We start from the raw sequence: 26,241 nt of genomic DNA on the forward strand, positions 1-26,241 counted from the left end.
TTCTGTGTTTAACCCCGGTTTTCCGGGGTTTTTTCACGTTGACAGGCTTGGTTTGTGAAACGATTTGAATAAACTCCGACCAATCCGGTCACGTTATCCGTTCCGGTAGATAAAGAAAGGAAATGCCAATGAACAAGAACGAATTGGTTGCCGCAGTTGCGGAAAAGGGCGGTTTGACGAAGGCTGATGCCGGTACTGCTGTTGATGCTGTACTCGCTGCTGTTACCGGCGCCCTGAAGGCTGGTGAAGAAGTCCGTCTGCCTGGCTTCGGCGTTTTCTCCGTTTCGCATCGCGCTGCCTCGACCGGCCGTAACCCATCGACCGGCAAGGAAGTTGCTATTCCGGCTCGCAACGTGCCGAAGTTCTCGGCTGGCAAGGGCCTGAAGGATGCCGTAAACGGCTAATCATGATCTGGAGAGTGAAAGCTCTTCGAACGGATCGTGACAATAAATTTCCAGCTATCGCGGCATGATCGCGAATGGCTGTCGAGAAGGCCCGGCTTGTCCGGGCTTTTTTCGTTATGGGGACCGTGTTTCTCTATGCATGCGATTTTCAATATTCTTCTTAACTATAGGGTTGTAGGTTGAAGTACCTGCGCGGTAGAGAATCAAACGCAGCTGGCCGGGGGCGAAAATGGTACTGACAAAAGAACTAATTGCTGAATGTACGAATGAATACCATAAATCTATTGATAGATTATCAAAACTGGTAATCATAGTTGTAGAAAAGCTCGAAAAAGAACTTGCTGAGCATAAAATAATGGCCAGAGTTTCGGGTAGAGTAAAAGGGCGAGAAAGCCTTTATAAAAAGCTGATAAAATGGTCAGAAGACGAAAGTAAAAGTAAACTATTCACAAATAAGCATGATGTATTCTCCTGTGTGGGAGATCTGGCGGCGGTTCGAGTCATGACGTACGTAGAGCAAGATCGGCATCGCGTAGCTTCTATAGCGCAAGAAATCTTCACACATCGCCCTAATAAAGAAGATTTTGAATATGAAATAAAAGAAAATAGCTCTCGTATTAAGAATAATGATGCGAATTATTACAGAGCCAGTCACATGCAGATTTGTTTGAGGCAATCTGATCTTGTAGGGAATCAGGATAATTTAAAGGAAGACCATTGTGAGCTTCAGATAACGAGCATGCTTGCTCACGTCTGGAATGAAATAGAGCATGATATTGTCTATAAAGGTGATCATTCCATTCTTAGTAGTGACGAAAAATCCGCGATCGAGTCTCTCGGGTTGTTAACGAAAACGGGAGACAATATAATTTCCAGTCTTATTAGCTCAAATTTAAAGAGGGAAACAGATCGGAAATTGAAGACGACGAAGGAAAGCGAAGAGATTAGAACGCAGGATGAGCTATCAGATTTTCTGAATTCTCACTACGGTGATAAGTTTTTTTCTCGAAGCAAAACTATTAACTATAGGAAAAATACCGAAGCGTTATTAAATGCATTGGTTCGTTTAGGATTCACGCATCCATCAGAAATTATTCGCGCAATAACGCCAAAAGATATCTATAATATGAGGAAAGAACATTGGCCACGGTTCAAGGCATTTTTAACATCGAAGGATTTTAAAAAACCGTTTCCTGATATGGATACTTGTGATTTGTTTTTGTTAACACTTATTTCACTGCATTCGGGGGATATAGCGGCTCAAACGCATACTGGGATGGGACCCAAGCCCCGACAAATCGCGTTCGCTAATCGATGGGAAGAGTTTATGGGCCCTCAAGCGTAACTCGTGTCACTTATCAGATATGCCTAAACGAAAAAAGCCGGGCACTGAACCCGGCTTCCAATAATTCTCGTTGCTGATGCTTTATTCAGCCGCCTCTGAATCGCGCTTGGGCCGGCGTTCCAACAGTTCCTTAAGGAAATGGCCGGTGTAGGAGCGCTTCTCCTTCACAATGTCTTCCGGGCGGCCCACGGCGACAATCTCGCCGCCGCCATCGCCACCTTCTGGTCCAAGATCGATCACCCAGTCCGCAGTCTTGATAACTTCCAGATTGTGCTCGATCACCACGACCGTGTTGCCCTGTTCAACCAGTTCGTGCAGCACTTCCAAAAGTTTTGCTACGTCATGGAAGTGCAGGCCGGTGGTGGGTTCGTCCAGAATATAGAGCGTACGGCCCGTCGCGCGGCGTGACAGTTCCTTGGCAAGCTTCACGCGTTGCGCTTCGCCACCGGAAAGCGTCGTCGCCTGCTGGCCGACCTTGATATAGCCGAGACCAACCTTGACGAGCGTTTCCAGCTTGTCACGCACCGCAGGCACAGCGGAGAAGAACTCCGCGCCTTCCTCAACCGTCATATCCAGCACATCGGCAATGGACTTGCCTTTGAACAGGACTTCCAGCGTTTCGCGATTGTAACGCTTGCCGTGGCAGACGTCGCAGGTCACATACACATCCGGCAGGAAGTGCATCTCGATCTTGATGACGCCGTCGCCCTGACAGGCCTCGCAGCGTCCGCCCTTCACGTTGAACGAGAAGCGGCCCGGCTGATAGCCGCGCGCCTTGGCTTCCGGCAGGCCCGCAAACCAGTCGCGGATCGGCGTGAAGGCGCCGGTATAGGTTGCCGGGTTGGAGCGCGGGGTGCGGCCAATCGGCGATTGGTCGATGTCGATCACCTTGTCGAGGAATTCCAGCCCCTCGATGCGGTCATGTTCGGCCGGATGCTCACGCGAACCCATGATGCGGCGCGAAGCAGCCTTGTACAGAGTTTCGATCAGGAAGGTGGACTTGCCTCCGCCTGAAACGCCGGTGACAGCGGTGAAGGTTCCTAGCGGGATATTCGCCGAGACATTCTTCAGGTTGTTGCCACGCGCGCCCACGACTTTGATACGCTTGGACTTTGAAATCTTGCGGCGTTCCGCCGGAACGGCAACTTCCATCGCACCGGACAGATATTTGCCGGTCAGCGAATTGGCGTTGGACATCACATCCTGCGGCGAACCTTGAGCGATGATCTTGCCGCCATGGACGCCAGCCGCCGGGCCGATATCGACCACGTAATCGGCAGTCAGGATCGCGTCTTCGTCATGCTCGACCACGATGACCGTATTGCCGAGATCGCGCAGATGGCGCAGCGTGTCGAGAAGGCGGGCATTGTCGCGCTGATGCAAACCAATAGATGGTTCGTCCAGCACGTAAAGCACGCCGGTCAGGCCGGAGCCGATCTGCGAGGCAAGACGGATACGCTGGCTTTCACCGCCCGACAGCGTGCCGGAATTGCGCGCCAGCGTCAGATAATCAAGGCCGACATCGTTGAGGAACTGCAGGCGCTCGCGAATCTCCTTGAGAATACGGGCGGCAATTTCGCGCTGCTTGTCATTGAAGCTGCCATCGACGTCGCGGAACCAGGCGTCGGCCTTGCGGATCGACATTTCCGTGATCTCACCGATGTGCTTCATGCCGACCTTGACCGCCAGCGCTTCCGGCTTCAGGCGGTAGCCGTTACAGGCAGGGCAGGGCGTAGAGGCCATGAAGCGCTCGATATCTTCACGCGACCAGGCGGAGTCGGTCTCCTTCCAGCGGCGCTCCAGATTGGGGATCACGCCTTCAAAAGGCTTCGTCGTCTGGTAGGAGCGCAGGCCGTCATCATACTGGAAGGTGATTTCCTTGCCCTTGGTGCCATAAAGAATGGCCTGCTGGGCTTCTTCCGAAAGATCGACCCATCGTGCGCCAATCTTGAAGCCATAGGCTTTGCCAAGCGCTTCCAGCGTCTGATTGTAATAGGGCGACGAAGACCGTGCCCATGGGGCAATCGCGCCGTCCTTCAACACTGCCGTTTCGTCGGGAACGATCAGGTTCGGATCGATGGCCTGCTGCGTGCCGAGACCATCACAGGTCGGGCAGGCGCCGAACGGGTTGTTGAACGAGAACAGGCGGGGCTCGATTTCAGGAATGGTGAAACCGGAAACCGGGCAGGCAAATTTTTCCGAGAAAAGAATCCGCTCATGCGTTTCGTTGGCGGACTTGTTGGCAGCACCGCCTTCCGCCGTTTCTTCGGGTGGCAGAGGCTTGTCGGCAAACTCGGCAACCGCCAGACCCTCGGCAAGCTTGAGGCAGGTTTCAAGGCTGTCGGCGAGGCGGGTCGAAAGGTCAGCGCGCACCACGACGCGATCGACCACGACATCGATATCGTGCTTGTACTTTTTGTCGAGCGCCGGAACATCGGCAATTTCATAGAAGGTGCCGTCTACCTTGACGCGCTGAAAGCCCTTCTTTTGCAGTTCCGCCAGTTCCTTCTTGTACTCGCCCTTGCGGCCGCGAACGATGGGCGCAAGGATATAGAGGCGCGTGCCTTCTTCCAGCGCCATGACGCGATCAACCATCTGGCTGACCGTCTGGCTTTCGATGGGAAGGCCGGTCGCCGGCGAATAGGGCACGCCCACGCGAGCAAAGAGCAGGCGCATATAGTCGTAAATTTCGGTGACAGTGCCGACCGTCGAACGCGGATTGCGGCTCGTCGTCTTCTGCTCGATGGAAATGGCGGGCGACAGGCCGTCGATCTGGTCGACATCCGGCTTCTGCATCATTTCGAGGAACTGGCGCGCATAGGCCGAAAGGCTTTCGACGTAGCGGCGCTGGCCTTCCGCATAGATCGTATCGAAGGCAAGCGAGGATTTGCCCGAGCCGGAAAGCCCCGTCATCACGATCAGCTTGTCGCGAGGCAGATCGAGATCGACATTTTTCAGATTGTGTTCGCGCGCGCCACGTATGGAAATGAATTTCTGATCGCTCATTCCGCGTCCTGCCTGCTCATGATGCCATGGATAAACGGGCGCCGAATGGTGAAACACGTCGCGCCGGTACCTAATATGGGGTGAAACCCTCCAATAAGAAGGGGGCTCCGGTCATTCATCGGTGCACTCTTATCATTAGAACAAATATCGAACAACCAGCCTTCTGATAGGCGATACGAAATGTGAACGCAAGAGCGTTGACTGTCACTCCTGACAGGAGCAGACTACCCTAACTCGCTGATAGCGGAGAGGTGCCGCGGTGGGATGACACGGCATCGGCAAGAGGTCCGCAGGAGGCGGGGAGACCCAGTAGGGAGGTAAAGGAGCATGAGTCCACCTGACTACAGTGCCTAGCTTTCACAGAGATGAAAGCACAATCCGTTTCGGTTGCGGCAGCATCTTTTCGCAAGGAATGATGCCTCGTTGATCGAAAGTGTGATTGCCGACAATTTGAATTTGCGCGGAATGCAAATGGCCGTGCGCCTTTGTGATCCGAAAAGACCTGCCGACGAATTAATGTCGACACATGAGCATTGCTCAACCCCCAAGCCCTGCGCGCCAAAGATACAGTGAGCGGCAGGGCTTTTCCTTGGAAGCTGATGCGGTTTGCGAAGCGCGGTCATCATGGCTTCATGAGGATGACCGGGGAGGCCGTTTTGAAATTAAGGCAGATGCAGTTTCAGGCCCTGAAATGAGCCAAACTGCATTTGCAGCACAGGAAACGGTGCAAAAACCCACGGAAATTTGTGGCGAACGTGTGACTTTTTAATGTCGGAAGGTTGCATTTTGAACAAAACAAGAACATAAACTCTGTGGACATTGACAAATTCACCGCCCTGGATTGAGCGCTCATTGAGCCAGTCCTGTAAGGTGAACATATGAGTTTCTGGTGATGGCGCATCGTTGCGCCTGATCTTTCATTTGGAACGTGCCTCTTGTCTGTGCGAAGCCGTACGGAAAGAGTGTGCAGGCAAGACCCGGAGTAATTTTTCGATGGCTGGTAGCGTCAACAAAGTCATTCTGGTCGGCAATCTTGGTGCCGATCCGGAAATTCGTCGCCTGAATTCGGGCGATGTGGTTGCCAATCTGCGTATTGCAACGTCGGAAAGCTGGCGTGATCGCCAGACCGGCGAACGCAAGGATCGCACCGAATGGCACAGCGTCGTTATTTTCAATGAGAACCTTGCCAAGGTCGCGGAACAATATCTGAAGAAGGGCGCCAAGGTTTATATCGAAGGCGCACTTCAGACCCGCAAATGGCAGGATCAGAACGGCAATGACCGTTACTCGACGGAAGTCGTGCTGCAGAAGTTCCGTGGTGAACTGCAGATGCTCGACAGCCGTGGTGAAGGCGGCGGTGAGGGCCGTTCGTTCGGCGGTGGCGGCAATCGCAACCAGATGTCTGACTATTCTGGCGGTGGCGGTGACTTCGGCTCGTCCGGCCCGTCTTCGGGCGGCGGCAGCGGCGGTGGCTTTTCACGCGATCTGGACGACGAAATTCCGTTCTGAGGACCGACGTAATCCAGTTTATAAGTTAAATGTGATAAGGCGCTGTTTTACAGCGCCTTTTCTGTTAGTTTGTATTTATATGATGCTATTTGGATCGCCAGAAAGGCTTGGTTTCGCACCTGCGAGTGACTTATCAATGTCAGATGGCCCGAATGTCAGATCGACTGTAGCGAAACGCGCTTTTCAAGCTGTGCTGCGGCTTCTTTCCGTTCGCTGTAGCGGTTTGTCAGGTGGCCTGAAATGCCACGCGTCATCACGGTAAACTTCATCAGTTCTTCCATGACATCCACCACACGATCATAGAAGGATGAGGGTTTCATACGGCCTGCATCATCGAATTCCTGCCAGGCCTTGGCAACCGATGACTGGTTGGGAATGGTAATCATCCGCATCCAGCGACCCAGAATACGCATCTGATTGACCGCATTGAAGCTTTGCGAACCACCGGAAACTTGCATCAGGGCCAGTGTCCGCCCTTGAGTTGGACGTACTGCACCGCCGGGCAGGGGAATCCAGTCGATCTGCGATTTCATAACAGCACTCATCGCGCCATGGCGTTCAGGGCTGGTCCAGACTTGTCCCTCCGACCAAAGCATGGCCTCACGCAGTTCCTGCACCTTGGGGTGGCTTGGTGCGCCGTCATCCGGCAAGGGTAGTCCATTGGCATGAAAGATACGTGTTTCCGCGCCCATCGCATCAAGCAATCGCTGGGCCTCCTGCGTCAGGAAACGGCTATAGGAGCGGTCGCGCAACGATCCGTAGAGCAGCAGAATACGAGGCTTGTGCTCTGGGAAAGATACGCGAAGAGCATCATTATCCGGTAGATGAAAGGATCTCCGGTCCAGATTCGGCAAGTCTGCGTCAGTCATGTCCTCTCCCCGAATTTGACCAACTCGCCGTCTTCTTTGGTGAATGATGCGACCGGGTTTTCCAGAATATCTAGAACCCGTTCGGATGGGCGGCAAAGCCTGGTGCCGCGCGGCGTTTCGACGATGGGCCGGTTGATCAGGACTGGATGAGCCATCATGAAATCGATCAGTTCATCATCGGTCCATTTCGTATCGGACAGGCCGAGTTCGGCATAGGGTGTGCCTTTCTCACGCAGCAGCTCGCGCGGCGTCAGATTCATTGCCGCCAGCAGGCCGACCAGACGTTCGCGCGTGGGCGGATTTTGCACATATTCGACTATAATGGGCTCTTCGCCACTGGCGCGGATCATTGCCAGCGTATTGCGCGAGGTGCCGCATTTTGGGTTGTGAAAAATAGTGACGGTCATCGGGAGTTTCCTGTCTGTGTTGCGGGCTTTTGATCAGTGCCGCGTTCATACCAGTCTCTGGAGCGGTTCACGATCCAGACAACAGAAAGCATGACTGGTACCTCCACCAGAACGCCGACCACAGTGGCAAGGGCCGCGCCGGATGAAAATCCAAAAAGGCTGATTGCGGCAGCGACGGCCAGTTCAAAGAAATTCGACGCGCCGATCAAGGCCGATGGTCCGGCAACACTATGCTTCTCGCCAGAGAGGCGGTTGAGTAGATAGGCCAGCCCCGAATTGAAATAGACCTGAATGAGGATCGGTACTGCAAGCATCGCGATAATGAGCGGCTGGGCGATGATCTGCTCGCCCTGAAAGCCGAAAAGCAGGACGAGAGTAGCCAGGAGCGCGACCAGGGAAAGCGGTTGCAAAGCTTTCAACAGCGTATTGAGCGCGCTTTGTCCGCCAGTTGCCAGAAGGCTGCGCCGAAGAACCTGCGCGAGGATAACCGGAATGACGATATAGAGGACAACGGATAGAACGAGCGTATCCCATGGAACCGTAATTGCCGAAAGCCCGAGTAAAAGCCCGACAATCGGAGCGAAGGCTACGACCATGATGGCATCATTCAATGCGACTTGGGACAGCGTGAAGTGCGGTTCTCCTTTTGTCAGGTTGGACCATATGAAGACCATGGCCGTGCAGGGTGCTGCGGCAAGGATGATGAGACCTGCAATATAAGAGTCGACCTGATCGGTGGGCAGATGCGGACGGAAAAGCCAGCCGATAAACAGCCATGCAAGAAGTGCCATCGAGAACGGCTTTACAGCCCAGTTGATAAACAGCGTAACACCAATTCCACGCCAGTGTCGCCCGACTTGCCGAAGAGCGGCGAAGTCGATTTTCAAGAGCATGGGAATAATCATCAACCAGATGAGAATGGCGACGGGAATATTGACCTTGGCAATTTCGGCAGAGCCGATGGCGTGAAATATCGTCGGGAAAAGATGCCCAAGCGTTACGCCCGCAACAATGCATAGGGCTACCCAGGCGGTCAGATATCTTTCAAAGACAGACATAGAGTCCCTCCACATGTCTTTGCATATTGCGTGTCATGGCCTTGATCTCATGTGAACGCGATTGTCCGCGCAGTCGCCTGGGCGTCTGGTGAAACCGATCCGTCATTTTACGTCCATTGGAATGAGCTGGTGTCACCAGCCCGTGATTATCGGGTTGCTGCAGTCGCCGTGGGTGCGCAGCAAGGTGTCAGGCTCTGGATAAGAGGCCCGCAGAGTTCGGCGCTGCCACCGCAACAATCCTTGATCATGAATAGCGTGAGTTCGCGAAATCGATCCAGATCAGCGCGGTATATGATCGAGCGGCTCTGTCGCTCGCTCTTCACGAGGCCAGCCCGCGATAGGGTTGCCAGATGGGCCGACATTGTATTTTGCGGTATATCCAGCATACGCGCCAATTCGCCTGCAGGTATCCCGGCAGGTTCGTGTTTGACCAGCAATCGAAAAGTATCAAGCCTTGTCGATTGGGCGAGAGCGGCCAAAGCCGTGATTGCTACTTCGCTTTCCATGTATCCAGAATAATGGATATTATATGTGAGTCAAGATGCGATCTGGAGTAGCCATCCAGCGCATACATCAAATGCTCAGCCGCCGCACTGGCTTAACCAGAGCTCAATGAGTCCAATTGACGGGCTTTGATATTAGGACGAAATTATCGGCTTCCACGAAAACTTCATCCTCGATGATTAGCTGTTCTCGTCGTTCTCGATAGAAAACTCCATCCTGTCAGCCGAAAAACGTGACAGCGAATATTGGATCGGTTTTCCATCCGTATCGACGTTCACCGCACGAGCTGTCACGACGATGGCACCCGGAGACAATTTCAAGTTTCTTAGGTCTTCCGGGTCGGCATGGCGCGCCGATATGACAGTTGACTTTCGCAGGTAATCGGCGATCCCGGCAGCTTTTAATGCAGCCGTTATCGAGCCGCTTTCCGCATAATCCTGCGCAAAAGAAGGAAAGCGCACAGCATCGATCCAGTGAGTCGCTATCGAAATTGGATAGCCATCGGCGTTGTGCATCGTTTCAAGCCGGATCACTTCATCGCCAGTATGCAGTTCAAGTGCGTCTGCGATCTCCCGAGTTGCGGGTTCGATGCCTGATGCCAATAGAATCCCCTGCATTTCCCGCACCTGCGAAGCCAGCGATTGCGAAATGCGGGTGCGGCGTCCAATCTGGTAGGTCAGACGCTTTGCATTGGCAACAAATGTGCCGCGACCTTGCTCGGCGCGCAGCACGCCTTCCTGCGTCAGCGCGGCAATGGCGCTGCGCACCGTATGGCGATTGACCCCAAACCTGTCGGCAAGTTCCATCTCGGCAGGCATGCGCGCACCGGACTGAAGCTTCCCCGCCATGATGTCGCCGCGTATCTCGTCGGCAATCTGCCGCCAGATCGCCACACCGCTGTTTCTCTCAATTCTTCTGGTCTTTGTCATCAACTGTCATCGTCCTGTCATTGGCAGGGTGTATTCATTCTGGTATTGTATAGTTGTCTATATAACTAGACAAATCCGAAGAGCAAGTCAACAAGATCTCAAAGGGCAGGGAAGCTCATGTACGGTACGGAGCAGAGCGCGAAGGGAGGCGGAGCCGGTTCCGCCACTGAAAGCAGAAAGGCGCCAGATCCAGTTCAAGCCGCAAGGCAGGCGAGCATGGCGGTTCTTGCGCGTGCAAGTGGCGAAGAGCTGCAGGCTTTCTGGCAGGCATGGTCGGACAAGCCTGAATTCGAGGTTCTGCGCGGACCGGAAACCGGCCTTGTAATGCTGCGTGGCCGCATTGGCGGCGGCGGCGCAGCCTTCAATGTCGGCGAGGCAACGGTGACGCGCGCTACGGTACGGCTCTCCGACGGCTCGGTCGGTCATTCTTATGCACTTGGTCGCGATCAGGAAAAGGCACGCCTTGCCGCTCTTTTCGATGCGCTGTGGCTGGATGAAGGCCAACGCGATGCGGTGGAGACGCGGGTGCTGAATGTCTTGCGCAAGCGGCTCGACGACGCGGACGCCACGCTGCGCGGCGAAGCTGCCGCCACCAAGGTTGATTTCTTCACAATGGTCCGGGGAGACAATTAATGCTTCCTTCTGCTGTAAACAGCACTTCCTCCGCGTTTGAGGGCGGCTTTGTCGATCCGATGACGGATGCGCAGTCGGCATTCCATGCCGTCATGCATGCCATGGCCAATCCCGGCCGCATCTATCCGCTGGCTCGCGCAGCCACCCCACCGCAGCCGCTGACGCCTGAACTGGGCGTTATTGCAGCAACTTTGCTCGATCATGATGCGACGGTCTGGTGCGATGCAGCGATAGCTGCCGATGAAAGTGCAACCGCCTGGCTTACTTTTCACACCGGTGCGCCACATGTCGATAATACAGACGCCGCGCAATTCGCTCTGGTCAGCAATCTATCGCTGCTGCCGTCCCTGGCAGAATTTTCGCAGGGTGACGCCGAGTTTCCTGATCGTTCGACAACTATTGTCCTCGCTGTTGCCTCACTGACAAGCGGGCAGGGCTTTGTGCTCAAAGGCCCCGGTATCGATGGTGAACGAGCGCTTCACGTCGAAGGTCTGCCGCAGGATTTCATCAATCAATGGCGCGAGAACGGCGCGCAATATCCGCTTGGCGTGGATCTTGTTCTGGTCTGCGACGGTGCTGTTGCAGCGCTTCCCCGCACAACGCGCGTAAGCAATCTGGAGGGCTGAAAATGTATGTTGCCGTAAAGGGTGGTGAAACAGCCATCCGCAATGCCCACCGTCTTCTCGATGATCGCCGTCGCGGTGACCGTTCGGTCCCGGCACTTCGTCTCGATCAGATTGTCGAGCAGCTTGCGCTGGCGGTCGATCGCGTCATGGCCGAAGGTTCGCTCTATGATCGCGAACTGGCCGCGCTTGCTGTGCGTCAGTCCCGTGGCGATCTGATCGAAGCAATCTTTCTGGTGCGCGCCTACCGCACCACCTTGCCGCGCTTTGGCTATTCCCGTCCGATGGAAACAGCCCAGATGCTGATCGAGCGCCGCATTTCGGCGACCTATAAGGATCTGCCCGGTGGCCAGCTTCTGGGGCCGACTTTCGATTATACACATCGACTTCTTGATCCCGATCTCGCCGGCGATGTGGCCGTGCCGGAACCGGAAACGCGGGAGGCTCAGCCGGAAGAGACACCACGTGTAACTGATATTCTCGGTGTCAACGGGATGATCGAAGATGACGGTTCCCTGCCGGAAGGTCACGAACCGGGCGACCTGACCCGCGAACCCTGGACATTTCCGATGGAACGCGACCTGCGCCTTCAGGCACTGGCGCGTGGCGACGAAGGATTCCTGCTGGCGCTCGGTTATTCCACCCAACGCGGCTATGGCAACACGCATCCTTTCGTTGGTGAAATCCGCATTGGCGAAGTGGATGTCGAGTTCGACGTGCCCGAACTTGGCTTTGCCGTTTCGCTCGGTCGTGTGCAACTGACTGAATGCCAGATGGTCAATCAGTTTAAAGGTTCGGCCAAGCAGCCACCGCAATTCACACGCGGCTATGGGCTGGTGTTCGGCCAGAGTGAGCGTAAGGCCATGTCCATGTCGCTCTGCGACCGTGCGCTGCGTGTTCGCGAGTTCGATACGGATGTGACCGCTCCCGCACAGGACGAGGAATTCGTCATCTCCCATTCCGACAATGTGCAGTCCACCGGCTTCGTTGAGCATCTGAAACTGCCGCATTACGTGGATTTTCAGGCAGAACTCGATCTCATCCGCCGTATGCGCGCGGAATATGACCAAGCGCACAACCAGATGAAAGAGGCCGCAGCATGAGCGATCTGGCCAATTACAACTTCGCCTATCTGGACGAGCAGACCAAGCGGATGATCCGCCGCGCCATCCTGAAGGCCATTGCCGTTCCCGGCTATCAGGTGCCTTTCGCCAGCCGTGAAATGCCGATGCCTTATGGCTGGGGCACCGGCGGCGTGCAGGTAACCGCCTCGATCATCGGGCCGGACGATGTGCTGAAGGTCATCGATCAGGGTGCTGACGACACGACCAATGCCGTCTCCATCCGCGCTTTCTTCCAGAAGACAGCCGATGTCGCCGTTACTACCCATACGGGCGAGGCGACCATCATCCAGACCCGTCACCGCATTCCGGAATATCCGCTGACCGAAGGGCAGGTGATCGTCTATCAGGTGCCGATCCCCGAGCCGCTGCGTTTTCTTGAACCGCGCGAAACCGAGACCCGCAAGATGCACGCGCTGGCCGAATATGGCCTCATGCATGTGAAGCTTTACGAAGATATTGCGCGTCACGGCCATATCGCCAAGACCTATGATTATCCGGTGATGATCGAGGGGCGCTATGTGATGGCACCTTCGCCGACGCCGAAATTCGACAATCCGAAAATGCATATGTCTCCGGCATTGCAATTGTTCGGTGCCGGTCGCGAAAAGCGCATCTATGCCGTCCCGCCTTACACGCAGGTAGTAAGCCTCGATTTCGAGGACCATCCGTTTGAAGTGCAGAAATTCAAGGAACCCTGTGCGCTCTGCGGCGCGAAGGGCGTCTATCTGGACGAAGTCGTGCTGGACGACCGTGGCGGCTCGATGTTCGTCTGCTCCGACACCGATTTTTGCGAAGACCGTCAGGCCAACGGCCATTTCGGTCATCTGGCAGCGAATAAGGAGGCAGCAGAATGAACAACGAACCCCTGCTGAGAGTAAACAGCCTGTCGAAGTTTTACGGCAATCGCCGTGGCTGCGCGGACATCTCCTTCAATCTGTGGCCAGGCGAAGTGCTGGCCATCGTCGGTGAATCCGGTTCCGGCAAGACGACGCTCCTGAACAGTCTGGCAACCCGTCTGGAACCGACGTCCGGCACGGTTGAATACCGGATGCGCGACGGTGAATTCCGCGATCTCTACAAAATTGGCGAGGCGGAACGCCGCTTCCTGATGCGGACCGACTGGGGTTTTGTGCATCAAAACCCGGCGGACGGATTGCGCATGACGGTTTCGGCCGGTGCCAATGTCGGCGAACGTCTGATGGCCGTTGGTGAACGCCATTATGGCAATATCCGCTCGACGGCGACGGAATGGCTAGGACGCGTCGAAATCGCTTCCGACCGTATCGACGATCAGCCGCGCGCCTTCTCTGGCGGTATGCGTCAGCGCCTGCAGATTGCCCGCAATCTGGTGACCGCTCCGCGTCTTGTCTTCATGGATGAGCCAACCGGCGGTCTCGACGTCTCGGTACAGGCGCGTCTGCTCGACCTGTTGCGCGGCCTCGTCAGCGACCTTGGCCTCTCGGTGATTATCGTTACCCACGATCTCGCCGTGGCCCGGCTTCTGTCCCATCGCATCATGGTCATGAAAGACGGCCATATTGTCGAACAGGGACTGACCGACCGCGTGCTAGACGATCCGCAGGCGCCATATACGCAGCTACTCGTGTCGTCAATTCTGCAGGTTTAGTAAACTAAAACAGATATTTGTAGCATGTTGTTCCTAAATTAGCCGAACTTCATGCGCGAGGTGAAAAATGTCTATGTTGCAAACATCAGCCCCGCTTGCCGTCACCGATGTCACGAAAACCTTCGTGATGCATCTGCAAGGCGGCATCGAACTTCCGGTCGTTCGCGGCGTGAACTTCGAACTCCATGCCGGTGAATGCGCCGTGCTTGGCGGCCCTTCGGGTGCGGGCAAAAGCTCGATCCTGAAAATGGTCTACGGTAATTATGCGGTCAATGGCGGCTCGATCCTGATCCGCCATGCCGACACGGTTGTCGATCTTGCCACCGCCGGTCCGCGTGAGGTGCTGGCGGTGCGTCGCGACACGATCGGCTATGTCAGCCAGTTTCTGCGCACGCTGCCACGCGTTGCGGCAATCGATGTGGTTGCCGAACCGCTGGTTGCGCGTGGCGTCGATCGTGAAGCGGCACTGAACCGCGCTCGCGAACTTCTGGCGCAGCTCAACCTGCCGGAAAGGCTGTGGGCCTTGCCACCTGCGACTTTCTCCGGCGGTGAGCAGCAGCGCGTGAACATCGCGCGCGGTTTCATTACGGATCATCCGGTATTGCTGCTTGATGAGCCGACCGCTTCGCTCGATGCGAAGAACCGTGCGGTCGTCGTTGATCTCATCAAGACCAAGAAAGAGCAGGGCGTCGCCATGCTCGGCATCTTCCACGATGAGGATGTGCGCACGGAGGTTGCCGACCGGATTATCGACGTGACAGCTTTTTCTCCGAGGGCGCTAGCATGACCAAACTCTCGGTGGAGCCGCTGGTGCATGGAACCGCCGTCGTTAGCGGTTGCACGCTTGGTCGCTATACGGAGATCGGCGAGCGCTCCCGCGTTTCTGAAACCGCACTGGGCGACTATTCCTATCTTGGCGTCGATTGCGAAATCTGGTGCGCGGAGATCGGCAAGTTTTCCAACATCGCCAGCCATGTGCGCATCAACGCCACCAACCATCCGACATGGCGTCCGACACTGCATCATTTCACTTACCGCGCCGGTGATTACTGGCCGGAAGAAAAGGATGAGACGGAGTTCTTCGAGTGGCGTCGCGGCAATGCCGTGAAGATCGGTCATGATACATGGCTCGGTCACGGCTCAACCATTTTGCCGGGCGTGACAGTCGGCAATGGTGCCGTTGTCGGTGCCGGTGCAGTGGTGAGCAAGGATGTGGAGCCCTATACGATTGTGGGCGGCGTACCGGCGCGTCTCATTCGCGAACGCTTCGACGCTGCGACCGGCAATCGCCTGGATCGGCTGGCATGGTGGGACTGGAGCCATGAGCGTTTGCACGAAGCACTCGATGATTTCCGCGCGCTCGATATCGAAGCTTTTCTCTCGAAATATGAAACACCCGCCAATACAAATGCGGTCATGAAAGAGCTATCCAATGGCTAATGAAATCGTTCTGAAAAATGCACAGATCGTGCTTGTTGACGAGATTGTTTCCGGTTCTATCCTGATCCGTGACGGCAAAATTGCAGCCATCGATCAGGGCAATACCAATGGCGGCGATGACATGGATGGCGATTATGTCATTCCGGGTCTGATTGAGCTGCACACGGACCAGCTCGAAAGCCATTATGCGCCGCGTCCGAAAGTTCGCTGGAATGTCGATGCAGCGGTTCAGGCACATGATGCGCAGGTTGCAGCATCCGGCATTACGACAGTTTTCGATGCGATGCGCGTTGGTTCCGACTATGACCGCGACTTCGTAGGCGAGGATAAGCGGATGCTTGCCGATGCTATCGAAAGCGGTGTTCGCGAAAATCGCTTGCGTGCAGACCACTTTCTGCACCTGCGCTGCGAGGTTTCGTCGGCGGATTGCCTGGAAACATTCGAGCTTTTCGCAGGTGACGACCGCGTCAAACTCGCTTCGCTGATGGATCATGCGCCGGGACAACGTCAATTCGTTGATCTTGAGACCTATCGCACCTATTACATGCGCAAAATGAAGCTCACGGATGAGGAGTTCCGCGTGCATTGTGAGAAGCGCATGGCGGATTCGGACGCCTATTCGGCCAAGCATCGCCGTTCCATCGCCGAACTGGCTGCGACGCGCGGCATCGTTCTGGCCAGCCATGATGATGCGACCAGCGCGCATGTCGATGAATCGCTCGACCACGGTGTGCGGATCGCCGAGTTTCCGACCACGATGGAAGCCGCAAATGCTTCAAAAGGCGCAGGGCTCTCGATTCTGATGGGGGCGCCAAACATCGTTCGCGGTGGTTCGCATTCCGGCAATATCGCTGCACGCGATCTTGTTGATAATGGTAGCCTCGACATTCTGTCTTCGGATTATATCCCGTTTAGCCTCATTCAATCGGCTTTCGGTCTTGCTTCGGGCGAACGCGCCATTGCGTTGCCTGACGCGGTCCGCCTTGTGACCAAGAATCCCGCCGACGCCATGGCCATGGATGATCGCGGCGAGATCGCTATCGGAAAACGTGCCGATATGGTTCGCGTGCGCCCGAAAGGCGCGATCCCGGTTGTCCGCACTGTCTGGCGCGAAGGCGAGCGGGTGCTCTGATGCAGATGCAATCCGATATGCCGAAAGGCTGTTTCGTCGCCGTTGTCGGCCCCAGCGGGGCCGGCAAGGATACAATCATGGATGCAGCGCGTGCGGCTCTTGCGGGCGACACGCGGTTTCATTTTGTGCGCCGCATCATAACCCGCCCGCAAATGCCGGGAACGGAAGATCACGACAGTCTGGATGAAGCGGCATTTGCAAAGTCGGCAGGTGAGGGCGCTTTCGCCCTGCACTGGCAGGCGCATGGTCTGAGCTATGGATTGCCGAAATCGCTTGATGATGAAATCGCTGACGGCATCGTTGTGGTCGCCAATGTCTCGCGACGGGTTCTGGGTGATATTCGCAGGCTCTACACGTCGCGCTCTGTGGTCGTGATAACGGCCCGACCGGACGTTCTCGCTGAACGGCTTGCATCGCGCGGTCGTGAAAGCCGGGAGGAAATCGCCTTGCGGCTGGCGCGCGAAGTGAGCTTTGATGACGGTGCCGCGGATGTTGTCACAATAGACAATTCCGGCAATGTGAATGCATCCACAGACGCCTTCCTTCGTCACTTAAATGAAATATCTGTTAAAACAATCGCTTAGATAAAATCTCTATAGCGGCGTGTAAATTTACACAAACGTCATTCTGCTTTCATCGCAGTGTCATGGAAGCAATTCAGAGTGAGCATGAATGGAGACGAATTCATGCTTCAACTGAAAAACATAACGCGCCGCTATAATGACAAGGTGGCGGTTTCGGGCGTGGACCTCGAAATCGAGCCGGGCACGTTTGTGGGAATTATCGGGCGCTCTGGCGCGGGCAAGTCGACGCTTTTGCGTATGATCAATCGCCTTGTCGAACCTTCCGAAGGGACTATCCATTGGGACGGTCGCGACGTTACGGGCCTTAAAAGTTCGGGACTGCGCGACTGGCGTGCGCAATGCGCGATGATTTTCCAGCATTTCAATCTGGTCGATCGTCTTGATGTTCTGACCAACGTTCTGATGGGCCGTCTGAACTATGTTTCGACGCCAAAATCGCTTCTGCGCATCTGGAGCGATGAGGAGCGTTTGATTGCTCTTTCCGCCTTGCAGCAGTTCGATATTGCGCATCTTGCAGCGCATCGCGCCGATGAACTTTCGGGCGGCCAGCAGCAGCGCGTGGCGATTGCCCGTGCGCTTGTCCAGCAGCCGCGCATCATTCTCGCCGACGAGCCGATTGCATCGCTCGATCCGCGCAACACCCGCAGCGTCATGGACGCCCTGCGTCGCATCAATCGCGAATATGGCATCACGGTTCTCTGCAATCTGCACTCGCTCGATATTGCGCGCAGCTATTGCGACCGTCTTGTCGGTATGTCGGCCGGCAAGATCGTATTCCGCGGCACACCGTCGATGCTGACCGAAATGGCAGCACGCGACCTTTACGGCATGGAAGCCGCTGACGTCATCGATGCCGATGAGCAGCAGGGCGAAACAATGCCAATGCCAGTTCCGCAGTCGGCTGAAGCCGTTCTGCGTCAGCTTTCCGCGTAAACGCAGGAAAATTACCTTCTAAAATCGGGGATTAACAGGAGATACCTATGCTTAACCGTAGAAACTTTCTGGCGGCTGCTGCGCTTACCGCTACGCTGACCATGCCAATGATGGCCTCCACCGCTCAGGCTGCTGACTGGAGCAAGGACTACCCGGAAATCGTTCTGGGCGTGATCCCAGCAGAAAACGCTTCGACCACTTCCGACCGTTATGCACCTCTGGCTGCCTATCTCGGCAAGGAACTCGGCACGAAGGTCACGCTGCGCGTTGCCAACGACTATGCTGCTGTAATCGAGGGCCAGCGCGCCGGTAACATCCAGATCGCATTCTATGGCCCGGCATCTTATTCCCGCGCCGTCATGACTGGCGTTGAGACCACGCCGCTTGTCAACCAGCGTCACGACACTGGCGTCAACGGCTATTATTCGGTTGTTTATGTTCGCGCTGACAGCCCGTACAAGACCATGGAAGACCTGAAGGGCAAGACCATTGCTCTCGTCGATCCAAATTCGACCTCGGGTAACAACGCTCCGCGCTTCTTCCTAAACCGTGACGGTTATAGTGTCGATACGTTCTTCGGTAAGAACTTCTTCGCGGGCAGCCATGAAAACGCCGTTCTCGCTCTCGCGCAGGGTACCGCAGACGCTGCTGCCAACTCCTGGAATTCGGAAGACGACTCCAACCTGACCCGCATGGTCAGCCGCGGCGTTCTGAAAGATGCCAACGGCAAGGCAATGACGAAGGATGATTTCCGCATCATCTTCAAGTCGGACTTCCTTCCTGAAGGTCCGTTCGCTGTTCTCAGCGCGCTGCCCGACCAGCTGAAGGCCGACATCAAGCAGGCTTTCCTCGACATGCCGAAGAAGGACAAGGCCGGCTTTGACGCTCTTTCCGACGGAAAGGACAAGGAATTCGTAGCCACCGAAGCCAAGGACTATGAACCGATCATCGAGATGCTCAAGTTCAACGACAAGGCACGCAAGTCCTAATCCGTAGAATAATTGAAGTGCCCGAAGCCGCTAAAGCTTCGGGCACTTTTATTAGGGAATCTCGCATGACGGTATCCTCACTAGACGGCAACGGAGCAAAAAGCCTGCTTGCCGATTATCGGAGAGAAGTTGGCAAACGACGTCTCTACGGTATCGCGCTCCTTCTTGCGCTTGTCGTTGTCGCCATTGCTGCCTCCGTCGTTGCCGATGTTCGGCCGGGCACGCTGGTCGAAAATCTCTTTCGCTTTACAAGCTATCTCGGTCGCATTCTGCCGGATCTGACCATCGCCAATTTCTGGGGCGATCTGGCTGCGTGGTACTGGAACCTCGGCGGTTGGCTCAAGATGCTGTTCGAGACACTGCTGATCGCCTATCTGGCGACATTGATCGGTGCGGTCGTCGCTTTTGCCGCATCATTCGCAGCATCGTCCAATATGGCTCCCAATTCGACGGTGCGTTTTATTGTGCGTCGCGGGCTGGAACTGTTGCGCACGGTTCCGGAAATCGTCTTCGCGCTGCTTTTCGTTATCGCCTTCGGGCTTGGACCGATGGCCGGTGTGCTGGCGCTGATGCTTCACACGACAGGTGCACTGGGCAAGCTGTTTTCCGAAGTCGTCGAAAACATCGACATGCGCCCGGTGGAGGGCATTCGCGCATCGGGCGGTTCCGGCTTGCAGGTCATTCGCTTTGCCGTGCTTCCGCAAGTGGCAGCGAATTTTGCTTCCTATGGCCTGCTGCGCTTTGAAATCAACGTGCGCGGCGCTTCCGTCATGGGCTTTGTGGGGGCGGGTGGTATCGGGCAGGAACTGCTCACCTCGATCCGCCAATTCTATTACAGCGATGTCAGCGCCATCCTGCTTCTGATTATCGTGACCATTGTTGTCATCGACCTCATTACACAGCACGTGCGTCACGCACTACTTGGCCGTATAGGTTGAGGAGAGAATTATGACCGACATTGCACAAACTCTCTCCCGTGAGGCACATGCACACGAAAAGGAATTGAGGACCGAATACGCCGATCTGTTCGGCAATGGCCGCACATGGCGCAATCTGGCGATTTTAACCGTAGCTATTATAGCGTCGGTCTGGTTCGCCTTCTACTGGCTTGATTTCTCGCTGCTGCGTATTCTCAACGGCCTCGGGCGCCTTGGCGATTTCGCCTTGATGATGATGCCACCATCGTCAGGCGGACGTTTCAGCCTCTATCTGTGGTCGATGATGGAAACGCTGGCAATCGCCTATCTCGGCACATTGCTGGCGGCAATCCTCGCCTTTCCGTTCGGGTTCCTGGCGGCGAAGAACATTATCCCGAATGTGTTCCTGCATTTTGGCATTCGCCGCTTCCTCGACACCATTCGCGGCGTCGATACGCTGATCTGGGCGCTGATCTGGGTTTCGGTTGTGGGGCTTGGACCGTTTGCCGGTATTCTCGCCATCGCCTGCTCGGATTTCGGGGCATTCGGCAAGCTTTTCTCCGAAGCCATTGAAGGTGCTGACAAGAAGCCGGTCGAAGGTGTGGTGTCATCGGGCGGCGGCAGACTGCACGGTTATCGCTTTGGCGTGCTGCCGCAGGTTCTGCCGCTGATCGGCAGTCAGGTGCTTTACTTCTTCGAGTCGAATACCCGTTCGGCGACAATCATCGGCATCGTCGGGGCAGGCGGGATCGGCGCGCATCTGGCCGAGCAGATCAAGGTTCTGAACCTTCAGGATGTTTCCTTCCTGATCATCATGATCCTGATCGCCGTCGCCGTGATCGACTGGTTCTCGTCCAAGCTTCGTCACGCCATGATCGGCAAGAAGGCGCAGAAATCGGCTTAACCGTTGATGAGTGTCTTGATGCCGTCGGCAACGAACTGAACGGCAAGCGCTGCCAGAATGACGCCGAGCAAGCGGGTCAGGATGGAACGACCGGTTTCGCCCAGAAACCGGTCGACGCGCTCCGCCAGCAGCAGCACGAGATAGGTAATCAACAGGCAGACGAAGATAACGCCAAGCAGAGCGGCTCGCGGTCCGATACCGTGGAACGAGTCCGAGGTCAGCACGATAGCCGAGATCGCTCCGGGACCGGCAATCAGCGGAATGGCGAGCGGGAAGGCGGCTATATTGCGGATATGGTCTTTGGTGATCGCCACCTCGGCGCTCTTTTCCTTGCGCTCCGTCCGCTTCTCGAAAATCATTTCAAAAGCGATCCAGAACAGCAACAGGCCACCGGCAACGCGGAACGCGCCAATGGTAATGCCGAACATGCCGAGGATCTGCGCGCCCGCAATGGCAAAGAGCGCCATCACGATAAAACCGATGATAGACGCGCGTAACGCCACCTGTCCGCGGTGGTGCCGCTCCATGCCCGGCGTCAGGGCCAGAAACAACGGCGCCAGTCCGGGCGGATCGATTGTAACAAGCAGGGTGACGAACGCGCTGAAAACCGTATCGTAGAACCCCATACTGCAAGCGCCCTTCTTGTTGGCATGTTATGCTCAATCGGATACATGGATTGTAGACGATCAGTGGCGCATGGTCGACGCAAAGCGCCGTGACGGGCAACATCGTTGCTCAATCTTTATGTGAATATCTTTTAAGTCATTGAATTGATATACGGAAATAGCTCGCCGAAACGGTCGCGAAATTGGCGTTTTTTGCTGGTTTCCGTTATAAAGTGACTTTATCGATTCTGTTGAGAAAGAAATCTGAATAGTGTCAGATCAAACGCCTCCACCCGGTTCCGACGATATGAATGGTGGCCCAAACGGCGGCCCTAGCGGTATCGAACCGATTTCCATTATCGAGGAGATGCAGCGCTCCTATCTCGATTACGCGATGAGCGTTATCGTGAGCCGTGCGCTGCCCGATGTGCGCGACGGCCTGAAGCCCGTGCATCGCCGCATTCTCCACGCCATGAACGAGATGAACCTCGCCTATAACCGCCCGTACCGTAAGTCGGCGGGTGTGGTCGGTGAGGTCATGGGTAAGTATCACCCGCATGGCGACGCATCTATTTATGACGCTCTCGTGCGTATGGCGCAGGATTTTTCCATGCGCGATCCGCTGGTCGACGGGCAGGGCAATTTCGGCTCCATCGACGGCGATCCTCCGGCGGCGATGCGTTACACCGAATGCCGTCTGGAAAAGCTTACCGAATCCATCCTGTCGGATATCGACAAGGATACGGTCGACTTCCAGGACAATTATGACGGCCGCGAGCAGGAACCTGTGGTTATGCCTGCACGCTTCCCGAACCTGCTTGTCAATGGTTCGGGCGGTATCGCTGTCGGCATGGCGACCAATATTCCGCCACACAATCTCGGCGAAATCATCGACGGTTGCATTGCGCTGATCGACAATCCGGCCATCGAGCTTCCCGAATTGATGGAAATCATTCCAGGTCCGGATTTCCCGACTGGCGGCATCATTCTTGGACGCGCAGGCATCAATTCCGCCTACACGACCGGACGCGGTTCGGTGGTCATGCGCGGACGCGCCACTATTGAGCCGATGCGTGGTGACCGCGAAGCCATTATCATCACCGAGATTCCGTATCAGGTGAACAAGGCTTCGATGATCGAGAAGATGGCCGAACTGGTGCGTGACAAGCGCATCGAAGGCATTTCCGATCTGCGCGACGAATCCGACCGCGAAGGCTATCGCGTCGTGGTGGAACTCAAGCGCGATGCCGTTGCCGATGTCGTACTGAACCAGCTCTATCGTTACACGCCGCTGCAGACCTCGTTCGGCTGCAACATGGTGGCGCTGAACGGCGGCAAGCCGGAACAGCTCAATCTGCTCGATATGCTGCGCGCATTCGTCGTCTTCCGCGAGGAAGTGGTGACGCGCCGTACCAAGTTCCTGCTCAACAAGGCGCGTGACCGCGCGCATGTGTTGGTCGGTCTTGCAATCGCGGTTGCCAATATCGATGAGGTGATTGCACTCATTCGCCGTGCGCCCGATCCGACGACGGCGCGCGAGCAGTTGATGGAACGTCGCTGGCCGGCAGTCGATGTAGCGCCGCTGATCCGTCTGATCGACGATCCGCGACACACCATCAATGAGGACAACACCTACAATCTCTCCGAGGAACAGGCTCGTGCCATTCTCGATCTGCGTCTGCAGCGCCTGACCGCGCTCGGTCGCGACGAAGTGGCCGACGAACTGAACAAGATCGGCGAGGAAATCCGCGATTATCTCGACATCCTGTCATCGCGCCTGCGCGTGATGACGATCGTCAAGGACGAGATGATTGCGGTTCGCGATGAGTTCGCAACGCCGCGCCGCACCGAAATCGGTTTCGGTGGCGCTGAAATGGACGATGAAGACCTGATCGCCCGCGAGGATATGGTCGTCACCGTCAGCCATGCAGGCTATATCAAGCGCGTTCCGCTGACGACCTATCGTGCACAGCGCCGTGGCGGCAAGGGTCGTTCCGGCATGGCAACGAAGGACGAGGATTTCGTCACGCGCCTGTTCGTCGCCAATACGCATACGCCGGTTCTGTTTTTCTCCTCGCGTGGCATTGTCTACAAGGAGAAGGTCTGGCGTCTGCCTGTCGGTACACCGCAGTCGCGCGGCAAGGCGCTCATCAACATGCTGCCATTGCAGCAGGGCGAGCGCATCACCACAATCATGCCGCTGCCGGAGGATGAAGAATCCTGGGCAAACCTCGACGTCATGTTCTCGACTACGCGCGGTACGGTTCGCCGTAACAAGCTGTCGGACTTCGTGCAGGTCAACCGCAACGGCAAGATCGCGATGAAGCTCGAAGACGAGGGCGATGAAATCCTCTCGGTCGATACCTGTACGGAATTCGACGACGTGCTTCTGACCTGTGCTGGCGGCCAGTGCATCCGCTTCCCGGTTACCGATGTGCGCGTCTTTGCAGGCCGCAACTCCATCGGTGTGCGTGGCATCAATCTGGCCGATGGCGACAAGGTCATCTCCATGGCTATCCTGCATCATGTCGATGCCGATGCATCGACCCGTTCCGCCTATCTCAAGCGTTCGATTGCCGAGCGCAGGGCACAGGGTGCGGACGATGCCGACGATATTGTTGTGGTCGGTGAAGAAGTCGGTGTTGATGCCGATCTCTCGGAAGAACTCTATCAGGAACTGAAAGCACGCGAAGAAACCGTGCTGACAGTCAGCGAGTACGGTTACGGCAAGCGTTCCTCGTCTTACGAGTTCCGCGTTTCCGGTCGTGGTGGCAAGGGCATTCGCGCCACCGACACGTCGAAGACCGACGAAATCGGCAAGCTTGTTGCCCTGTTCCCGGTCGAGGCAAGCGATCAGATTCTGCTCGTTTCCGATGGCGGACAGCTCATTCGTGTACCGGTTGACGGTATTCGCATTGCCGGACGTTCCACCAAGGGCGTCACGATCTTCAACACGGCGGACGGCGAGAAGGTCGTCTCGGTCGAACGCATATCCGAAGCGGATAGCGACGAAGAAAACGGCAATGATGGCGAGGCAGCTTCCGAAGGTGAAACACCAACGGCGGGCACCGAAGAATAGTCAGGAAGCTCCGGCTTTTTGTTCTGAACAATGAAAAAGGCCGATGGCGGGAACCATCGGCCTTTTTCAGATGCCAAGACTGGAGGAATTGGCGATCACACAAACTCTTTGCCAGCAAGCTCCAACGCTATTGCGTGAACTCGGCTGTTAATACTTAGCGCGAACGCATGTTGCGCAAGCTATTGATGTCAAATGCCACCTGACGCACGCGCTGACGCTTGGCTTCGTTCTCGTCGAGAAGCAATATGATTGCCGACGCAGCCATCGCGACCATCATGGATAATGCCAGAAGAAAGATCATCATCGTGTTATCCTTTCGACATACATACGCTTCAGAAGCGAAAAGGTTGCACCAAACTTGCACCTATCTTGGTAAATCGGTTGTGAACTTGTCGTGAAATGGCTGTTCATTTCGCGTTCATCTGGTTTCTTGGTTTCTGTTTTCTTATCGCAGTGGTTCTTGTTGAAAATCCCGTCAGAAAAGGCTAGCTGGAAGAAATGACGATCGCGATTTATGCGGGCTCCTTCGACCCGGTGACAAACGGCCATATGGATGTCCTCAAAGGTGCCCTGCGCCTTGCCGACGAGGTTATTGTCGCGATTGGCGTTCATCCCGGCAAAAAACCTCTCTTCACCTTCGAGGAACGCGTGGCGCTCATCGGTGAAAGCTCGAAGGCTGTATTGGGCAAGGATGCAGGCCGGGTTTCCGTCATTTCCTTCGACGGGTTGGTCATCGATGCAGCACGCAAGCATGCCGCACAATTGATGGTGCGCGGTTTGCGCGACGGAACCGATCTCGACTATGAAATGCAGATGGCGGGCATGAATGGCACGATGGCGCCGGAATTGCAGACCGTGTTCCTCCCGGCAGACCCGGCAGTGCGCACGATTACCGCCACATTGGTTCGCCAGATTGCCTCCATGGGCGGCGATATAAAGCCTTTCGTTCCTGCGGCTGTTGCTGCCGCCTTGAACGCCAAATTCAAATCCTGACCACAGGGAGTTTTTCGATCATGTCTTTCTTTCGTTCGGCGCTTGCCGCTGTTGCCTTTATCGCGCTGTCGCAAGGTGCGGTCCAGACGGCTTCCGCCGCCAAGGCCGAAAACACCGTGGTTCTCAAGCTGAAGGACGGCGACGTTGCCATCCAGCTTCGCCCCGATCTCGCACCGAAGCATGTTGCCCAGATTGAAAAGCTGGTCGGAGAAGGCGCATATAACGGTGTTGCCTTCCATCGCGTCATTCCGGGCTTCATGGCCCAGACCGGCGATGTGAAGTTTGGTAATGTGGACAAGGGCTTCGATGCTTCGCGCGTCGGCACCGGCGGTTCCGACTATCCGGATATTCCGGCAGAATTCTCCAAGGAACCCTTCGTGCGCGGCACGGTCGGCATGGCCCGCAGCCAAAACCCGAATTCGGCCAATTCGCAATTCTTCATCATGTTTGCGGACGGCGCGTTCCTCAACGGCCAGTATACCGTGGTCGGCAAGGTTGTCAGCGGTATGGATGTCGTCGACAAGATAAAGAAGGGTAGCGAATCCGATAATGGTGCCGTGGAAAACCCAGACAAGATCATCAAGGCCACGCTTCAGGCCGGTAAAAAGTAAATACAAGGAGAGGCCC

The 26,241-nt window shown here is 55.8% G+C and carries 27 protein-coding genes; 19 read left to right on the forward strand and 8 right to left on the reverse strand.

What is annotated here, in order from left to right; translation table 11 throughout:
• Positions 1 to 128: 128 nt before the first annotated feature.
• Both MKS82_RS02775 and MKS82_RS02780 read left to right on the forward strand, forming a co-directional pair.
• Positions 129 to 404 (forward strand): HU family DNA-binding protein, encoded by a 276-nt coding sequence (locus MKS82_RS02775; RefSeq protein WP_006470422.1) that lies wholly within the window; start codon positions 129 to 131, stop codon positions 402 to 404.
• 229 nt (positions 405 to 633) lie between these two features.
• Positions 634 to 1,749, forward strand: coding sequence for a RelA/SpoT domain-containing protein (locus tag MKS82_RS02780; protein ID WP_109987818.1), 1,116 nt, complete (start codon positions 634 to 636; stop codon positions 1,747 to 1,749).
• 81 nt (positions 1,750 to 1,830) lie between these two features.
• On the opposite strand, the gene uvrA is transcribed toward MKS82_RS02780, so the two are convergent.
• Entirely contained in the window at positions 1,831 to 4,755 is a 2,925-nt protein-coding gene (uvrA, locus tag MKS82_RS02785) for an excinuclease ABC subunit UvrA (protein WP_109987819.1), read from the reverse strand.
• 993 nt (positions 4,756 to 5,748) lie between these two features.
• Between uvrA and ssb the strand changes: the two genes are divergently transcribed.
• Positions 5,749 to 6,264: a single-stranded DNA-binding protein gene (gene ssb / locus MKS82_RS02790; RefSeq protein WP_006470425.1), complete on the forward strand. Its 516-nt coding sequence runs from the start codon at positions 5,749 to 5,751 to the stop codon at positions 6,262 to 6,264.
• Between the two features lie 155 nt (positions 6,265 to 6,419).
• On the opposite strand, the gene arsH is transcribed toward ssb, so the two are convergent.
• The 5 genes from arsH to phnF all read right to left on the reverse strand — a co-directional run bounded on the left by arsH (position 6,420) and on the right by phnF (position 10,034).
• The gene (gene arsH, locus MKS82_RS02795) at positions 6,420 to 7,133 is read right to left on the reverse strand and encodes an arsenical resistance protein ArsH (protein WP_109987821.1); all 714 of its coding nucleotides are present in this window, start codon (positions 7,131 to 7,133) and stop codon (positions 6,420 to 6,422) included.
• Positions 7,130 to 7,540, reverse strand: a complete 411-nt coding sequence (gene arsC / locus MKS82_RS02800) for an arsenate reductase (glutaredoxin) (RefSeq protein ID WP_109987822.1) — start codon at positions 7,538 to 7,540, stop codon at positions 7,130 to 7,132. The genes arsH and arsC overlap by 4 nt, the downstream gene beginning before the upstream one ends.
• Complete coding sequence (gene arsB / locus MKS82_RS02805; protein ID WP_109987823.1) at positions 7,537 to 8,598, reverse strand: ACR3 family arsenite efflux transporter; 1,062 nt, start codon at positions 8,596 to 8,598, stop codon at positions 7,537 to 7,539. Before arsB ends, arsC begins: the two co-directional genes overlap by 4 nt.
• A gap of 146 nt (positions 8,599 to 8,744) precedes the next feature.
• On the reverse strand, positions 8,745 to 9,104 hold the full coding sequence (locus MKS82_RS02810; RefSeq protein ID WP_109987824.1) for an ArsR/SmtB family transcription factor: 360 nt from the start codon (positions 9,102 to 9,104) through the stop codon (positions 8,745 to 8,747).
• 177 nt (positions 9,105 to 9,281) lie between these two features.
• A complete protein-coding gene (gene phnF, locus MKS82_RS02815; protein ID WP_181394281.1) occupies positions 9,282 to 10,034 on the reverse strand; it encodes a phosphonate metabolism transcriptional regulator PhnF in 753 nt (250 codons plus the stop codon).
• A 213-nt stretch (positions 10,035 to 10,247) separates the two neighbouring features.
• Here phnF and phnG point away from each other — a divergent pair, with 213 nt between their 5' ends.
• From phnG to phnE (MKS82_RS02880), 13 genes are all read left to right on the forward strand, one after another.
• Positions 10,248 to 10,664, forward strand: coding sequence for a phosphonate C-P lyase system protein PhnG (phnG, locus tag MKS82_RS02820; protein WP_240578307.1), 417 nt, complete (start codon positions 10,248 to 10,250; stop codon positions 10,662 to 10,664).
• Positions 10,664 to 11,290 (forward strand): phosphonate C-P lyase system protein PhnH, encoded by a 627-nt coding sequence (gene phnH / locus MKS82_RS02825; RefSeq protein ID WP_240578308.1) that lies wholly within the window; start codon positions 10,664 to 10,666, stop codon positions 11,288 to 11,290. The genes phnG and phnH overlap by 1 nt, the downstream gene beginning before the upstream one ends.
• Positions 11,291 to 11,292: 2 nt before the next feature.
• On the forward strand, positions 11,293 to 12,390 hold the full coding sequence (locus MKS82_RS02830; RefSeq protein ID WP_109987828.1) for a carbon-phosphorus lyase complex subunit PhnI: 1,098 nt from the start codon (positions 11,293 to 11,295) through the stop codon (positions 12,388 to 12,390).
• Positions 12,387 to 13,265 (forward strand): alpha-D-ribose 1-methylphosphonate 5-phosphate C-P-lyase PhnJ, encoded by an 879-nt coding sequence (locus MKS82_RS02835; RefSeq protein WP_109987829.1) that lies wholly within the window; start codon positions 12,387 to 12,389, stop codon positions 13,263 to 13,265. The genes MKS82_RS02830 and MKS82_RS02835 overlap by 4 nt, the downstream gene beginning before the upstream one ends.
• Positions 13,262 to 14,038, forward strand: coding sequence for a phosphonate C-P lyase system protein PhnK (gene phnK, locus MKS82_RS02840; RefSeq protein WP_109987830.1), 777 nt, complete (start codon positions 13,262 to 13,264; stop codon positions 14,036 to 14,038). The genes MKS82_RS02835 and phnK overlap by 4 nt, the downstream gene beginning before the upstream one ends.
• A gap of 67 nt (positions 14,039 to 14,105) precedes the next feature.
• Positions 14,106 to 14,825 (forward strand): phosphonate C-P lyase system protein PhnL, encoded by a 720-nt coding sequence (gene phnL, locus MKS82_RS02845; RefSeq protein WP_109987831.1) that lies wholly within the window; start codon positions 14,106 to 14,108, stop codon positions 14,823 to 14,825.
• Positions 14,822 to 15,478, forward strand: a complete 657-nt coding sequence (locus tag MKS82_RS02850; protein ID WP_109987832.1) for a DapH/DapD/GlmU-related protein — start codon at positions 14,822 to 14,824, stop codon at positions 15,476 to 15,478. The genes phnL and MKS82_RS02850 overlap by 4 nt, the downstream gene beginning before the upstream one ends.
• The gene (locus MKS82_RS02855) at positions 15,471 to 16,610 is read left to right on the forward strand and encodes an alpha-D-ribose 1-methylphosphonate 5-triphosphate diphosphatase (protein ID WP_240578309.1); all 1,140 of its coding nucleotides are present in this window, start codon (positions 15,471 to 15,473) and stop codon (positions 16,608 to 16,610) included. Before MKS82_RS02850 ends, MKS82_RS02855 begins: the two co-directional genes overlap by 8 nt.
• 5 nt (positions 16,611 to 16,615) lie before the next feature.
• A complete protein-coding gene (gene phnN, locus MKS82_RS02860; protein WP_109987873.1) occupies positions 16,616 to 17,194 on the forward strand; it encodes a phosphonate metabolism protein/1,5-bisphosphokinase (PRPP-forming) PhnN in 579 nt (192 codons plus the stop codon).
• Positions 17,195 to 17,296: 102 nt separating this feature from the next.
• Positions 17,297 to 18,127: a phosphonate ABC transporter ATP-binding protein gene (phnC, locus tag MKS82_RS02865; RefSeq protein ID WP_109987874.1), complete on the forward strand. Its 831-nt coding sequence runs from the start codon at positions 17,297 to 17,299 to the stop codon at positions 18,125 to 18,127.
• 47 nt (positions 18,128 to 18,174) lie between these two features.
• On the forward strand, positions 18,175 to 19,116 hold the full coding sequence (gene phnD / locus MKS82_RS02870; protein WP_109987834.1) for a phosphonate ABC transporter substrate-binding protein: 942 nt from the start codon (positions 18,175 to 18,177) through the stop codon (positions 19,114 to 19,116).
• A gap of 65 nt (positions 19,117 to 19,181) precedes the next feature.
• Positions 19,182 to 20,054, forward strand: coding sequence for a phosphonate ABC transporter, permease protein PhnE (phnE, locus tag MKS82_RS02875; protein ID WP_109987835.1), 873 nt, complete (start codon positions 19,182 to 19,184; stop codon positions 20,052 to 20,054).
• 10 nt (positions 20,055 to 20,064) lie between these two features.
• Complete coding sequence (gene phnE / locus MKS82_RS02880; protein WP_109987836.1) at positions 20,065 to 20,937, forward strand: phosphonate ABC transporter, permease protein PhnE; 873 nt, start codon at positions 20,065 to 20,067, stop codon at positions 20,935 to 20,937.
• Here the strand turns inward: phnE (MKS82_RS02880) and MKS82_RS02885 are convergent.
• A complete protein-coding gene (locus tag MKS82_RS02885; RefSeq protein WP_109987837.1) occupies positions 20,934 to 21,563 on the reverse strand; it encodes a MarC family protein in 630 nt (209 codons plus the stop codon). The two genes, phnE (MKS82_RS02880) and MKS82_RS02885, sit on opposite strands and share 4 nt — an antisense overlap.
• A gap of 286 nt (positions 21,564 to 21,849) precedes the next feature.
• Here MKS82_RS02885 and gyrA point away from each other — a divergent pair, with 286 nt between their 5' ends.
• A complete protein-coding gene (gene gyrA / locus MKS82_RS02890) occupies positions 21,850 to 24,621 on the forward strand; it encodes a DNA gyrase subunit A (RefSeq protein WP_109987875.1) in 2,772 nt (923 codons plus the stop codon).
• A 154-nt stretch (positions 24,622 to 24,775) separates the two neighbouring features.
• Here gyrA and MKS82_RS02895 read toward each other — a convergent pair whose 3' ends face one another.
• On the reverse strand, positions 24,776 to 24,925 hold the full coding sequence (locus MKS82_RS02895; RefSeq protein ID WP_168436506.1) for a hypothetical protein: 150 nt from the start codon (positions 24,923 to 24,925) through the stop codon (positions 24,776 to 24,778).
• Positions 24,926 to 25,119: 194 nt separating this feature from the next.
• On the opposite strand from MKS82_RS02895, the gene coaD reads away from it, so the two are divergent.
• Together coaD and MKS82_RS02905 are read left to right on the forward strand one after the other, a co-directional pair.
• Positions 25,120 to 25,614 carry a pantetheine-phosphate adenylyltransferase gene (gene coaD, locus MKS82_RS02900; RefSeq protein ID WP_109987838.1) on the forward strand — a complete coding sequence of 165 codons (495 nt, stop codon included), beginning with the start codon at positions 25,120 to 25,122 and terminating at the stop codon, positions 25,612 to 25,614.
• Positions 25,615 to 25,634: 20 nt separating this feature from the next.
• Positions 25,635 to 26,225 carry a peptidylprolyl isomerase gene (locus tag MKS82_RS02905; RefSeq protein WP_109987839.1) on the forward strand — a complete coding sequence of 197 codons (591 nt, stop codon included), beginning with the start codon at positions 25,635 to 25,637 and terminating at the stop codon, positions 26,223 to 26,225.
• Positions 26,226 to 26,241: the final 16 nt, after the last annotated feature.

It is taken from the genome of Ochrobactrum sp. A-1, assembly GCF_022488005.1.
In the GTDB taxonomy this organism is placed as follows: Bacteria; Pseudomonadota; Alphaproteobacteria; order Rhizobiales; family Rhizobiaceae; genus Brucella.